This window comes from Pseudomonas violetae (assembly GCF_023072615.1).
Lineage (GTDB): Bacteria > Pseudomonadota > Gammaproteobacteria > Pseudomonadales > Pseudomonadaceae > Aquipseudomonas > Aquipseudomonas violetae.
Genome location: NZ_JAKNRW010000004.1, coordinates 391839 through 405676 on the forward strand (window position 1 = coordinate 391839; position 13838 = coordinate 405676).

Sequence of the window (13838 nt, forward strand, 5' to 3'; positions counted from 1 at the left end):
CTTGCTCGCGAAGGCAGCGTGTCAGTCGATAGAGAAGTCGACTGATACACCGCCTTCGCGAGCAAGCCTGCTCCCACAGGTTTTTTCACCGGTCAGGAAATCCACGGGGACTTGCGGATGATCTCTACAAAATTCATCGGCTTGAACCCCGGTTCGCTGTCCACCAGCACATCCGCATTCACCGTGCCGAGTGTGGTCTGCGGCTTATCCTTGAAGCCATTGGCAAACGCACACAGGATGCACTCCTTGAACCCCTCTTCCCTTGGATGCGCATGCACCACCGCCTCGCGCTGCACGGTGGAAAACGCCGCGTAATCGATGCCCAGCACGTCCATCTCGACCCCTGCCGTCACTAGCGCCACATTGGGACGAAGGTGTTGTGGTACGCCCGGTGTGGTGTGCAAGGCAATCGACAGCCATACCTGTTCAATGTCATCGTCGCTCAATCCATAGGGCTTGAGAAAAGTCTTGGCGGCGTTGGCACTGTCGACCTCGAAACGCTCGCCGGCGGAGCGATGGCCTTCCACCAGGCCCAGGTCATGAAACATCGCGCCGACGTACAGCAGTTCGGGGTTGTAGGCCAGTTGCTTGCGTTCACCGCTTAGCGCGCCGAACAGAAATACTCGACGGGAATGGTGATAGAGCAAGTCAGACTCGGCGTCGCGGATGTATTCGGTGGTGGCCCTGGCGAGGGCGCTGTCGGGTATCTGAATGCCGGCGATTTGGCTGCTCATGGATGCTTTCCTCGTGGGAAACGCCGTGGTGGCGCTGATGGAACCAGTCTGTTCCCGCACCCCACTGCGGACAATCGAGCCATGGCTGCGATCCTTGCCAATGAGCATGCATATCGCGCCAGTCTCGCTTGTTGCCCCGGGATTGGCTAAGTTTGCTGGGAGTGCAGGCGCTTTTGTGGAGAGGGAGCTTGCTCCCGCTCGACTGCGCAGCAGTCGCAAAACAGCTGGACGCGTTTTCGCGGATAGAACTTGGTGGCTGATTTCAGGGCCGCTGCGCAGCCCAGCGGGAGCAAGCTCCCTCGCCACAGGTGGGTGTTGATGATCGAAACCCTAGAGGGCGATTTTTGCCATGAGTAAAACCGTTGCCATCGTGGTCTTCGCCGGCGTCCAGTCCCTGGACGTTACCGGGCCTATGGACGTGTTTTGCGAAGCCAATCGATTTCTCGATCCGGCCGAGCACTATCGCCTGGAAGTGATCGGCGTCGAGCATGGGGCGATGGCGTGCTCCAACGGGTTGGCGCTCAACGCCCATCGGCATTACAGCGAAGCGCTGGAGGCTTACGACCTGCTGTTGGTGGCCGGCGGGCCGCAGTTGCCGTTAATGAATTTCGGCGCGGCTTTTGATACCTGGCTACGCGAAGCCAGCGCACGGGCGCAACGGTTTGGCTCGATCTGCAATGGCGCGTTCATGCTGGCCCGGGCCGGTTTGCTGGAGTCGAAAACAGTGACCACTCATTGGGGCGATGCGGCGGCGCTGGCCGCTTTATGTCCTGGAACGCGCGTCGAAGCCGACCGGTTGTACGTGCAGGATGGCGAGCTTTACACCTCGGCCGGGGTCACCGCGGGGATTGATCTGTCGCTGTTCCTGCTAACCCAGGATCACGGCCCGGAAGTCGCATTGAGCGTGGCAAAGCGGCTGGTGGTGTTCACCCAGCGCTCGGGCGGGCAGTCGCAGTTCAGCCCGTTCCTCACACCCCATGCCGAACCGACTTCGGCGGTAGCGCTGGTGCAGCTGCATGTGTTGGCCAATCTCACTGGCGACCTGACCATCGCCGACCTGGCCAACGCCGCGAACATGAGCGCGCGTAATTTCTCCCGGGTGTTTGCCCGGGAAGCGAAAATCACCCCGGCGGAATTTGTCGAGCGGGCGCGGGTGGATGCGGCGCGGGTGCTGCTGGAAAGCACGCGTGCACCCCTCAAGACGGTGGCGTATCAGTGTGGTTTCCGGGATGCGCAGCATATGCGCAGTGTATTCAACCGTCGGCTGGGGGTGACGCCCCAGCAGTTCAGGTTGAATTTTGCGGTGTCGATTTGAGGCAGGGGTATGTGTTGTCTGTGCTGGCCTCTTCGCGTGCAAGCCAACACAAATCTACCGAGCCCCTGGCACCAACTTCAAAGTACTGCGCGTATTCGCCGCCACTTCCTCTTCATTGAGGTAAGCCTGGAAATACATCCCTTCGATATACGCCTCGGCCTGGTCGTCATAGTGGCGGTTGAGCGGCACGCCGCTCTGGCCGACCGGGTTGACGGTCAGGCTGTGGGCCGGGTCGGCGAAGTCGATCAGGCGTCGGGTTGAGGGACCGTAGGTGACAGGCCAGGGCGCCGGGCCGATCTTCGCCGAGAGGTTGTTGGGTACTTCATGAGTGCCCGGCGCGGCGAACGGGCCGACGTTGAATATTCGGTCCAGCGGCTTTTGCTGCCCTACCGGATGAGCATGGGTCAGGGTGTGCGCCTTACCCCACTGCCACTGCGCGAAGTCTGCGCCGAGCGTGTTCTTGAGGTGCGCCAGGCTCGCTTGCCACGCTGCCTTGACCGTATCGGCGCGGGTTTCCTTGACGGGGGTGTCGCGGTTGTCCCACCACGGCGAAGAAGCGTTGGCGGCCAAGCGGGGCAGCGCGGCATCGATCACCCGGGTCGACAGCAGGGTTTCGAAGAACGCATCTCCCAGTTCGTCATGCATGGCTGCGTCGGTCAGGTTGAACAGGAACTGGTTGAACAGCGTGGCGCTGGTGGAATCCAGTGGGTAATCACCTTGCCACTGGGCCAATTGCTCCACCAGCTGCAGTTCGGCCGGATCACTCACCACTTCACGCAGCACCGGCAACAAGGGGGCGAGCAAGCGTGGCCCGTAGCCGGTGGTGGTGCCCAGTTGCAGCTTCTGGCTGGCTTCCAGGTCCCACTTGACGGCTTTGTCGCCGAGCTGGCGATTGAGCTGCTGGCCACGATCCGCCAGGTTGTAGTACCCGGGAATGTCCATGCCGGTCGGCGATACGGGCTGGAAGTTGGCAGACACGATATAGCCCCGCGCCGGATTCTCTTCCTGAGGGTTGGCGCTGAACGGATAGAACCCTTCCTTCTCCGCCTCGGCGGTGCTGCCATCGAGAATAAAGCCACCCCGAACGCCGGCTGGACGCTTGGGTAACTGCGCAGCCGCCCACCACCCGATGTCACCCTTGGCATTGGCCCAGACGATGTTCAGGCCGGGGGCCTGGACCTTGGCGGCGGCACTGCGCGCCTTTGCCAGGGTGTCGGCACGGTTGAGCTGGTAGAAGCCTTCGAGTATCGGGTTCTGGCTTTCGAGGAAGCCCCACCACATGGCGATCGGCGTCTTGCCCACGCTGGCCCCCAGGGCGTCGTTGACGATCGGCCCGTGGGGCGACTGGCGCAGCACCAGGGTCACTGGAGCCTGGCCCTTCACAGCGATTTGCTGTTCGCTGGAGGTCATGTCCACCCACTTGCCGCGATACCAGACCTGGTTGGGGTTGTCCGGATTGACCTTCTCCGCGATCAGGTCCAGGTCATCGTTCTGGAACATGGTGATGCTCCAGCCGAAATCGTGATTCAGGCCGAGTGAAGCAAACGGCATCAGCGCCTGATAGTGGCCGTAGAGGTCGAAGCCTGGTGCCGAGAGCTGCGCCTCATACCACACCGACGGCGCGGAAAAGCGAATGTGTGGGTCTCCCGCCAGCAACGGCTTGCCACTCTTTGTGCGGCTGCCGGCGACGACCCAGGCATTACTGCCCTCGAACTGCGGCAGGCCATGTTCCGCCAGGGCCTGTTCACTCAGGCGGGCGAGGGCGTTAAGGTCCTTCCAGTCGACAGTGGCAAGTGGCCCAGCATTGCCCCCCTGGTGATTTACCAGCACGCCTTTGGGCTGCCAGTCGAGATCGAAAACGCTGAGGTAGTTCGCACCTAGCTGATCGCGCACGTAGGTCAGCAAGGGCTCGGTACGGAACGCTGCGGCGAAACTGTAAGCCATGTAGCCGGCGATGCTGATGGTGTCCTGTGCGGTGAATGGACGCTTGGGAATACCCAGCACGTCGAACTCGACCGGCCGCGGATGGCTGTCCTGATACTGATTGATGCCGTCCAGATAAGCCTGCATGGCGACAAACGCCGGCGACTGTTGATCCAGGTTGGCGAAGTAGGTTTCAGCGCGCTCCCGAATGCGCAGGCTACGCATCAGCTTGTCGGTATCGAGCAGTTTCGGTCCCAGCACTTCGGCCAGTTCACCCCGAGCGAGACGGCGCAGGACTTCCATCTGGAACAGACGGTCCTGGGCATGCACATAGCCCAGCGCGCGGTACAGGTCGGGTTCGTTTTCGGCGCGGATATGCGGGATGCCACGCTCGTCGTAACGGACGGTGACGGAGCTTTGCAGGTGTTGCAGTTCAACCATGCCCTGGCGTGTCGGCTGCTTGCTGTAGACGTACCAGCCGGCGCCGGCGGCGAGCACGACAATCAGCAGAGCGAGCATAGTCAGGAGACGTTTCATGGTGGTTCCTTGTTCTTGTTATGAGTGGCAGCAATTCCCTGGCGTCACTGTTTAACACGAGCGGCCACATCGGCCCATCACCCGTAGGAGGGATTCGTATTGCCGTATTTGTCCCTACTTCGTCGTAGCCACAGGCCAAGGGCAGTAACACCCCACCGCCAGAGTGTGGGTGGCGCTCACCTCACGGCCTTCGTTCAACGCCTGCAGGATCGGTTCGATGAAACTGTTGCTGGAATTGCAGGTGAGGCCTTCGCTGTAGGGGCCGAAATACGCCAGTTTGCCGCTGCGATCCCAGATCGCCACGGCGGGGCTGGCGGGGATCTGCTCGGCGCCAGGCAACACGCTGATGTCTTTCAGGCCACCCAGGATGTTCGGTAACTGACCGTGGCTGCCGGGCTTTTGCACCGTATAGAACTCGATGCCCTGCGGGACATAGCGCTCGACCAGCTCGCGTAGATGCTGCTGGTTGCCTACATTGCATGGGCACGCAGGGTCCCAGAAGTGCACCAGGCGAATGGCCCCGGGGCCTGCAAGGTCGTCCGGCAGACGCAAGGGATCGCCGGAGAATACTGCCGTGTGTTCACTGAATGCGCGCAGGTAGCGCCCTTGAAACCAGTCGTATGCCGCCCACAGTACGGCGGCGCACACGAGGGTGAGCAGGCTGGCGAGCAGTGTGGTTCGGTAGGCCGGGCGCATGGATTGCATTCCTTTGAGGTCGGCTAGCTTGCCATGCTCGCCGGGACAGATGAATATCGCAGGCCGATAAAGTCCGTTTCTTTCGCTGGAAATTGCTAATGTCTGCCACTTTCGCCCCCGATCACTTGCGCGCCAGCCTGCGGCCATTGGCCGAGGCCCAGCCATTGTCGGAGGAAGCGCAGGCGTATCAGCACTTTTATGGCCTGGATTTCCCCGGACGCGAACTGCGTAGAGGGCTGGGTCGATTCGAGGCGGGTGGTTATCAGTTGGTCAGCCAGTTCTGGTGGCCGGAGCGGGCAAAGGCGACGCTTTTTCTGTTCCACGGTTTTTATGATCACGCCGGCTTGTATCGGCACGTGATCGCCTGGGCGCTGGATCAGGGCTTCGCCGTGATTGCCTGCGACTTGCCGGGGCATGGCCTGTCCAGTGGCGAGCGGGCCAGCATCCGGGATTTCAGCGAGTACCAGGACACGCTGCAAGGCTTGTTTGTCGAGGCGAAGTCCATTGCCCTGCCGCAGCCGTGGCACCTGTGCGGGCAAAGCACAGGCGGTGCCATCGTGATCGATCATGTGCTTAACGCTGGGGCGGACAGTCCAGCCCAAGGACAGGTCATTCTGTTGGCGCCACTGGTTCGGCCGCGCGCATGGGGCTGGTCACAATTGAGTTATTACCTGCTCAGACCCTTCATCAAAGCCATCGCACGGCGCTTCAGCGAGAATTCTAACGACCCGGACTTTCTGCCCTTCCTGCAGGCCGACCCGCTGCAACCGCTGCGCCTGCCCACCGCATGGGTCGGCGCGCTCGCCCGCTGGATCAAGCGCATCGAGGCGGCGCCGCACAGCTCGCGTCGGCCGCTGATCGTGCAGGGTCAGGCGGACATGACGGTGGACTGGCAGCATAATCTTGGGGTATTGCGGGCCAAGTTCGATCGGCCGCAGGTATTGATGCTGCCTGAGGCACGGCATCATTTGGCGAATGAGACGCTGGCGTTAAGGGCGGAGTATTTCGGGTTTTTGACCAAGCGGATCAAGGGCCGGAATTCGTAGCCTCTGTTTGGGCAACCTTCGCTGGCAAGCCCGCGAAGGGTGCCCAAACAGGCGCTGAAGATTATTGGCCAAGGTTAGTCTGCCCTACCGCTAACCCCGCCCGAATTGCCGCCAGCGCCGCCTGGTAATAAGCCTTGCCCTCGTTCGACTCGGCAAAGGTCGCGAACTCCTCCAGTTCGGTGTCCGACAGGTCGCGATAGACGTACAGCAACGTGTTGTTCAGGTCGCTGCCTATCTGGTCCATCAGGCGCTGGCGCTGACCATTCAACATCCCCTGCGCCTGGCCACCACCGAGCAGACCGGGGATCATCGAGCTGAGACTGTCTGCCGCAACGCCGGCAATCGCAAGGCTGACCTCGGCGCCCGCTTCGCGCGCGGGCAGGGCCTGGGCCAGATGACCAATGACCAGCATGCGCGTGTCACTGGCCTCGATTTTCGGCAAGCCCTTGGCATTCTTCGCCAACTGATCGCGGCGGGTTGCCAGCAACTCGGCCGCAACGATTTTCCTGCCCAGCGGCGATTGGAAAAATGCCAATGCCGGTTTGGGATCGGCCAGGGTGTTGCGCAGTTGGGCCTCGGCGCGCTGATCCACGGCCTGGGGCGCAAAACGCTGGTTGCTGTTGTTCACCAATGCCTGGAACACAGCCGGTGGCAGGCTGTTCTGGTAACGCTGCTGGGCAGCCGCAAGTGCATCGTTGAAATGCGCGCGTTGTTCCGGCCAGCCGGCGACCTTGTACAACTGGTCGTGGCCGTCTGCCCAAGCGGACATAACGCAGAACATCAACAGTGAGAAAAGCAAACGGCGCATTAGGGACTCCTGTCAGCAGGCGACTATTCTCCGTGTGGCATTCGGACTTGTCGAGAATTCGTATCAAGCCGCTGCGCGGCTCTGTCGGATTTGCAGGCACAGGAATACTATGCGCGCCATGCAAATACCCTCTGATCATCCGCTGCTGTTACGTATCGTCGACGACCTGGCCACACATGGCTGGTCGCAGCAGAATATTTTCCTTCCTCTGGGTCTGACCCGGAAACTGGCTGCTGAGTGCCATAAACGTGCAGCCGAAGGCGAATTGGCACCTGCAGCCGTGGGGCGAGGCCATACTTCGGAGATTCGCGAGGGCATTCGCGGTGATCGCATCCAGTGGATCGAACCCGGCCAGGCGTTGGCCTGTGACAGTTATCTACAACTAATGGGCAGCCTGCGCGAGGCGATGAATCGAGGCCTGTTTCTCGGCCTGGAGGATTTCGAGAGTCATTTTGCTTTGTACCCGCCGGGCGCTTTTTACCTCAAGCACGTCGACCGCTTTCGCGACGATGACCGGCGCATGGTGTCGGCGGTGGTCTACTTGAATGATGCCTGGCTGCCCGAGCACGGTGGCCAGTTGCGCATGTATCTGGACGAAGGCGTGAAGCACGACGTAGTGCCAACCGGTGGCTGCCTGGTGGTGTTCCTGTCGGGCGAAGTGCCTCACGAAGTCCTGCCCGCGAGCCGTAATCGCCTGTCGCTGACCGGCTGGTTCCGGCGTCGCGGCAACGAGCCATTTTGATCATGCAGAAGATTCTGGTAAGCCGCTGCCTGCTGGGTCACCGCGTTCGCTACGACGGCGGTGCCAGCGGTCCGTTCGATCAGCTGCAGCAATGGGTCGATGAAGGTCGGGTCGTACCCTTGTGTCCCGAGGTCGCCGGAGGCTTGCCGACGCCCCGGGCTGCTGCAGAAATTCCGGGCGGGCAGGGCGGTGAGGTGCTGGATGGGCAGGCGGCGGTCGTCACCATTGACGGCGCGGACGTCAGCGCCGAGTTCCTGTCGGGGGCTTATCAGGCGCTGGAGCTGGTGCAAAAGCACGGCATCCGGATTGCGGTGCTCAAGGCCAACAGCCCGTCATGTGGGAATCTGTTCACCTACGACGGGACGTTCAGCGGTGTGAAGGTCAGCGGTGAAGGCGTCACAGCGGCGTTGCTGCGACGCCACGGGGTGCGGGTTTTCAGCGAGCTGCAGCTGCCGGAAGCGGCCGCGCTGATCCACTCCACCTGACGCCGCTTCCACTGGGATTATGTTGTCTGTCAGCCTGATATCAGGGCTTCGGCGCCACACTCGTATCCGCGCCAAACCACTTCTGCGACAGCGCTTCCAGGCGCCCATCGGCCTTGATCCGCCCCAACGCATTCTCCAGGCTGGCATGAAATGCCGGGTTGCCCTTCTGGAACGGAATTGCCAGGCTCACCGGCGCGGGCGCTTTAGGCTTTTCCTGCGCCAGGGTCTGCACCAGCAGGATTGAGCGCGGCTGCGGTTCTTTCTGCGCGATCAGATCCGCCTTGGCATAACTGTAAGGTTCGCTGAAGTCGAAACGATCCTTGAGATCCGAGGTCAGTGCTATGTGGTTGATGGCGACGTCGTACTTGCCGCTTTCAACGCCGGGCAACAGCTCGCTGGCATCGGCGACGACGAAGTCGGCCCGCACATCCAGCTCCTGTGCCAGCAGTTGGCCCAGTTCGACTTCAAAACCGGTGAGTTTGCCGTCGTCCTTGAAATTGAAGGGCGGTGTATTCGCCTCAAGAGCAATGCGCAGTTCGCCACGGTCGTTGATATCGTCAATCAACTCGGCATGAGCCAGTGGGCTCAAAAGGGGTAGCAGGCAGATCAGTCCAGGCAAAAAACGCATGGTCACTCCTTTGGATTCATTATCGCGAGGCTCTGGATCGGCTCGCTTTGCTATGGTTGTCGAGTGCCTTCGACAACAAATGGTCATGAAGTTGTCATGACTGCAAAGATTTTACGTAAAAACTGGAGAAGAGAATGAAAACCTTTATGTCACGAGCAGCATTGGCTGGCCTGTTGATGGGGGCTTCGATGCTGGCAATGGCTGCGACCCCGGCCCCCAAGGGTGCAGAAGTGTTCATCGTATCTCCCGAAGACGGCGCCACTGTCCCGGAAAACTTCACCGTCAAGTTCGGCGTCAAGGACGTATCCCTTGCCCCTGCTGGTGATGTCACTAAAAACACCGGTCACCATCACCTGCTGATCGATGTCGACAAGCTGCCGCCCGCGGGCGCGCCGATTCCGCTGGATGCCAACCACATGCACTTTGGCAAGGCGCAAACCCAGGCCGAGATCAAACTGGCACCGGGCAAGCACACCTTGCAGCTCGAACTGGGCGACAGCGGCCACATGCCGTTCGATCCGCCAATCGTGTCGAAGAAGATCACCGTCACTGTGAAGTAACTTTTCACAGGCATGAAAAAGGGAGCCCGAAGGCTTAATGCCAGTCAGTTAAGCTGACTGGCATTTTTCTTTCTGATCGGATGTTTCGGCGATTTGAGCCGGATGGCCCGGGGATAAACCCGCTCCTCCCGGCGATGCGGCAGGACATAATGCGAGGCCGAGGCATGCAGTTTGGCCAGGTACTTGGGGATGTTGCCGGATCGGTCGGCCGAGACGCTGTGGATAAACCCTAGAATCGCCCACGTACAGGCGCTAAAGCTCATTTCGCACGGGTAAATACCTGGACAGTGGCGGCTCATTTCCACCATCTGATAGCGCAACAAGTTGTAGCCCAGCAACACCCCCCCACAGTTCCTGCGCGATCATCTCGGGCGTCTTGCTACGCAGCGTATAGCTGCTGTCGAGCAGGGTCTGTTTCATCTCCCGAAACCCTAGTTCGATCTCCCATCGCTGGCTGTACAGGTCGACGATTTCGTCGGACGAGAAGCGCAGCGGGTCTGCCATCGACGTCAAGATCTGACAAACCTTGCCCTTGAGGGTTTTGCTCAGGAGCCGCGCGGTCAGGCGCTCCGGCAGCCCTGGTCATTGCTTGCGGGCCTGCGGCGAAGTGCTTAACGAGACAATGGCATCCTGGCGCCCCAAGCGCTGAACCACTTCGTACTGCGCACCTTTGCGCAACGGCATCAACCAATGGCGCTCGGTACCTGCCTGCTGCCATTGGTGCAGCAAGCCCAAGGAATAAAAGCCACGATCAAACGGCGTCAACGAGTGATCGGGCGTGGTTTCGATCAGTTGCTCCGCCAGTTTCATTTCATTGCTGCGATAACCGTCAAACGCACTGCCAATCAGCAAATGGCTGGTCAACTCCATTTGGCAGACCATGCGCACTTGAGGAAAACCGGTATCGCCGTGCTGGTTACTGGCCGAGTCGTAGCGCGCCCGATTTTTCGGCGTATCGGGCGTTCGCCAAACAACGCCATCGACCCCCAGCAGACGCAGTCCGGTCCAAGTCGGATGACTGGCTGCTTCATGCCAGCTTTTCTGGGTCAGATGGAAGACCTGTCGCACGGCTTCACCCCCCAATTTCTGACGGGCCTGGACTACGGCACTGGGCGCCACCAATGGGCGTTGCCCTGGCAGCATGATGTTCATGCGGCTGACCACATCCCACGCCGACATGCGCCGGAAGAACGCCATGGAGATTACTCACCAGAGCATCATTTCCAATGGCAAACGCCGTTTGCGCAGGGTCGCTACGCCTGCCTGTTCCAGTGCCTGCTCGACCAGAGATGGGTCAAGCAACGCATCTAACCCCTCGATGGAGTTAGGGGTGGAGACGATGTTGTGGGTCAGTTCCAGTGCCCGAGCGAGACGCATAAAAAAATCCGATGCCAGTACAGGCATCGGATTTTGATTTCTTGCGGCCAAAGGTCAAGCGTGAGGGCTTAACTGATCGGCATTAGCCCGAAGGCTCCCTTTTTTGTCGCTCGCAATTGCTATCAGAACAACACGCGGCAACGAATGGTGCCGTTGATGTGCTGCAGCTTCTCCTGGGCGATCTCCGAGTAATCGGCATCGACGTCGATCACGACGTAACCGACTTTCTCGTTGGTCTGCAGGAACTGCCCGGAAATGTTGATGCCGTTTTCGGCGAAGACCTTGTTGATCTCGCTCATCACACCTGGAATGTTCTCGTGGATGTGCAGCAGGCGGTGCTTGCCAGGGTGAGCCGGCAGGGCTACTTCCGGGAAGTTCACCGACGATACCGAGGTACCGTTGTCGCTGTACTTGACCAGTTTTTCTGCCACTTCCAGACCGATGTTGGCTTGCGCCTCAGCAGTGGAACCACCGATGTGCGGGGTCAGGATCACGTTGTCCAGGCCACGCAGCGGGCTTTCGAACTCTTCGTCGTTGGAGCGAGGCTCTACCGGGAACACGTCGATGGCCGCGCCGATCAGGTGCTTATCCTTGATCGCGTCCGCCAGGGCGTCCAGTTCGACCACGGTGCCGCGCGCAGCGTTGATCAGGATGCCGCCCTTCTTGATAGCGCGGATTTCCTTCTCGCCGATCATCCACTGGGTGGCGGCTGTTTCCGGAACGTGCAGGGTGACGATGTCGGACATGCCCAGCAGCTCGGTCAGGTTACCGACCTGGGTCGCGTTGCCCAATGGCAGCTTGGTCACGGTGTCGTAGAAATACACCTGCATGCCCAGGCCTTCCGCCAGGACCGACAGTTGGGTGCCGATCGAACCGTAACCCACGATACCCAGCTTCTTGCCGCGGATTTCGAAGGAGTTGGCCGCGCTCTTGATCCAGCCGCCACGATGGCAGGAGGCGTTCTTCTCGGGGATGCCGCGCAGCAACAGAATTGCTTCGGCCAGCACCAGCTCGGCTACGGAGCGAGTGTTGGAGTACGGTGCGTTGAACACCGCGATCCCACGTTCGCGTGCCGCGTTCAGGTCGACCTGGTTGGTGCCGATGCAGAAGCAACCGACAGCGACGAGCTTCTTCGCGTGATCGAAGATCTCTTCGGTCAGTTGCGTGCGGGAGCGAATGCCGATGAAGTGCGCATCAGCGATCTTTTCCTTCAGTTGGGCTTCCGGCAGAGAACCGGTGAGGTACTCGATGCTGGTGTAGCCCGCCGCCTTGAGGACGTCGACAGCCGATTGGTGGACGCCTTCGAGAAGAAGGAACTTGATCTTGCTCTTATCGAGAGAAGTCTTGCTCATCTGCGTAAACCTGTATCCCGGAGAAAAATGGCAGGAAATGGTCAACAGACGCTGACCCGGACGGCAGGAAAGCCGTCACCGCAGAATCGCCTTTGGGCACTATCCTGCGGGGTCGGTATGCTAGCATAGGCGCCCCGCTAAACACTCATTCCTGCGACGTGAAGCGTTCTCAGGATGACCATGAATTGTTCGAGAGTTCTGTCGATGACCAATCCTGCCCTGATTGATGAGCTGAAGACCCTGGTTGAGCCTGGCAAGGTGCTGACCGATGCCGACTCCCTGAATGCTTATGGCAAGGATTGGACCAAGCATTTCGCCCCGGCGCCTACCGCCATCGTGTTCCCCAAGACCACCGAGCAGGTCCAGGCCATTGTCCGCTGGGCCAATGCACACAAGGTGGCACTGGTGCCGTCTGGCGGTCGTACTGGGCTTTCCGCCGCCGCTGTGGCAGCCAATGGCGAAGTGGTCGTGTCGTTCGATTATATGAATCAGATTCTCGATGTGAACCTCACCGATCGCACCGCCGTGTGCCAGCCAGGCGTGGTCACCGAGCACCTGCAGAACGTCGCCGAAGAAAAGGGCTTGTACTATCCGGTGGACTTCGCTTCGGCCGGTTCGAGCCAGATTGGCGGCAATATCGGCACCAATGCCGGCGGAATCAAGGTGATTCGCTATGGAATGACCCGCAACTGGGTGGCCGGCATGAAGGTCGTGACCGGCAAGGGCGACGTGCTGGAACTGAACCGCGACCTGATCAAGAACGCCACCGGCTACGACATGCGCCAGTTGTTCATAGGTGCCGAAGGTACCCTGGGTTTTGTGGTCGAAGCGACCATGCGCCTGGATCGCGCGCCGAAAAACCTGACGGCGATGGTCCTGGGTACTGCCGATTTCGACTCGATCATGCCAGTGCTGCACGCCTTCCAGAGCAAGCTCGACTTGACGGCCTTCGAATTCTTCTCAGACAAGGCCTTGGCCAAAGTCATGGCGCGCGGTGATGTACCGGCGCCGTTCGAAACCGATTGCCCGTTCTACGCGCTGCTGGAATTCGAAGCGACCACCGAAGAAGTGGCCAACCACGCCCTGGAAACCTTCGAGCACTGCGTCGAGCAGGGCTGGGTGCTGGACGGCGTGATGAGCCAGAGCGAAACCCAGCTGCAGAACCTGTGGAAACTGCGCGAATTCATCTCCGAGACTATCTCCCACTGGACTCCCTACAAGAACGACATTTCGGTCACCGTGTCGAAAGTGCCGGCGTTCCTCAAGGAAATCGACGCGATCGTCGGCCAACACTACCCGGACTTCGAAATCGTCTGGTTCGGCCACATCGGCGACGGCAACCTGCACTTGAACATCCTCAAGCCGGATAGCCTGAGCAAGGACGAGTTCTTCGCCAAGTGCGCCACCGTCAACAAGTGGGTGTTCGAAACCGTGGAGAAGTACAACGGTTCGATTTCCGCCGAACACGGCGTGGGCATGACCAAGCGGGATTACTTGACCTATAGCCGTTCGCCGGTTGAGATCGAGTACATGAAAGCCGTCAAGGCGGTGTTCGACCCGAACGGGATCATGAACCCCGGCAAGATTTTCGCTGTTTGATTTTCTAAACTAAGTGCAGAAAAGCAGGAGTCGGTA

General features: G+C 60.1%; 12 protein-coding genes and 1 pseudogene. 6 read left to right on the plus strand and 7 right to left on the minus strand.

What is annotated here, in order from left to right; translation table 11 throughout:
- Window positions 1–92 precede the first annotated feature (92 nt).
- Window positions 93–734 carry an HD domain-containing protein gene (locus tag L9059_RS08520; RefSeq protein ID WP_247289972.1) on the minus strand — a complete coding sequence of 214 codons (642 nt, stop codon included), beginning with the start codon at window positions 732–734 and terminating at the stop codon, window positions 93–95.
- Between the two features lie 349 nt (window positions 735–1083).
- Here L9059_RS08520 and L9059_RS08525 point away from each other — a divergent pair, with 349 nt between their 5' ends.
- Complete coding sequence (locus L9059_RS08525; protein WP_247289974.1) at window positions 1084–2049, plus strand: GlxA family transcriptional regulator; 966 nt, start codon at window positions 1084–1086, stop codon at window positions 2047–2049.
- A gap of 54 nt (window positions 2050–2103) precedes the next feature.
- On the opposite strand, the gene L9059_RS08530 is transcribed toward L9059_RS08525, so the two are convergent.
- Window positions 2104–4509 carry a penicillin acylase family protein gene (locus L9059_RS08530; protein WP_247289976.1) on the minus strand — a complete coding sequence of 802 codons (2406 nt, stop codon included), beginning with the start codon at window positions 4507–4509 and terminating at the stop codon, window positions 2104–2106.
- A 114-nt stretch (window positions 4510–4623) separates the two neighbouring features.
- Window positions 4624–5205: a DUF6436 domain-containing protein gene (locus tag L9059_RS08535; RefSeq protein WP_247289978.1), complete on the minus strand. Its 582-nt coding sequence runs from the start codon at window positions 5203–5205 to the stop codon at window positions 4624–4626.
- A gap of 98 nt (window positions 5206–5303) precedes the next feature.
- On the opposite strand from L9059_RS08535, the gene bipL reads away from it, so the two are divergent.
- Complete coding sequence (gene bipL, locus L9059_RS08540) at window positions 5304–6251, plus strand: phospholipase BipL (protein WP_247289979.1); 948 nt, start codon at window positions 5304–5306, stop codon at window positions 6249–6251.
- Window positions 6252–6312: 61 nt separating this feature from the next.
- Here bipL and L9059_RS08545 read toward each other — a convergent pair whose 3' ends face one another.
- Complete coding sequence (locus tag L9059_RS08545; RefSeq protein WP_247289981.1) at window positions 6313–7059, minus strand: DUF2059 domain-containing protein; 747 nt, start codon at window positions 7057–7059, stop codon at window positions 6313–6315.
- A 109-nt stretch (window positions 7060–7168) separates the two neighbouring features.
- On the opposite strand from L9059_RS08545, the gene L9059_RS08550 reads away from it, so the two are divergent.
- Window positions 7169–7801, plus strand: a complete 633-nt coding sequence (locus L9059_RS08550; RefSeq protein ID WP_247289983.1) for a 2OG-Fe(II) oxygenase — start codon at window positions 7169–7171, stop codon at window positions 7799–7801.
- 2 nt (window positions 7802–7803) lie between these two features.
- Window positions 7804–8286 carry a 2-thiouracil desulfurase family protein gene (locus L9059_RS08555; protein ID WP_247289985.1) on the plus strand — a complete coding sequence of 161 codons (483 nt, stop codon included), beginning with the start codon at window positions 7804–7806 and terminating at the stop codon, window positions 8284–8286.
- A 40-nt stretch (window positions 8287–8326) separates the two neighbouring features.
- On the opposite strand, the gene L9059_RS08560 is transcribed toward L9059_RS08555, so the two are convergent.
- Entirely contained in the window at window positions 8327–8914 is a 588-nt protein-coding gene (locus tag L9059_RS08560; RefSeq protein WP_247289987.1) for a transporter substrate-binding domain-containing protein, read from the minus strand.
- A gap of 134 nt (window positions 8915–9048) precedes the next feature.
- Between L9059_RS08560 and L9059_RS08565 the strand changes: the two genes are divergently transcribed.
- Window positions 9049–9474, plus strand: coding sequence for a DUF4399 domain-containing protein (locus L9059_RS08565; protein WP_247289988.1), 426 nt, complete (start codon window positions 9049–9051; stop codon window positions 9472–9474).
- A 44-nt stretch (window positions 9475–9518) separates the two neighbouring features.
- Here the strand turns inward: L9059_RS08565 and L9059_RS08570 are convergent.
- A pseudogene (locus L9059_RS08570) lies at window positions 9519–10851 on the minus strand (IS4 family transposase).
- 122 nt (window positions 10852–10973) lie between these two features.
- On the minus strand, window positions 10974–12203 hold the full coding sequence (serA, locus tag L9059_RS08575) for a phosphoglycerate dehydrogenase (protein ID WP_247289989.1): 1230 nt from the start codon (window positions 12201–12203) through the stop codon (window positions 10974–10976).
- Window positions 12204–12407: 204 nt separating this feature from the next.
- Between serA and L9059_RS08580 the strand changes: the two genes are divergently transcribed.
- On the plus strand, window positions 12408–13802 hold the full coding sequence (locus tag L9059_RS08580) for an FAD-binding oxidoreductase (RefSeq protein WP_247289990.1): 1395 nt from the start codon (window positions 12408–12410) through the stop codon (window positions 13800–13802).
- The last annotated feature ends 36 nt before the right edge of the window (window positions 13803–13838 follow it).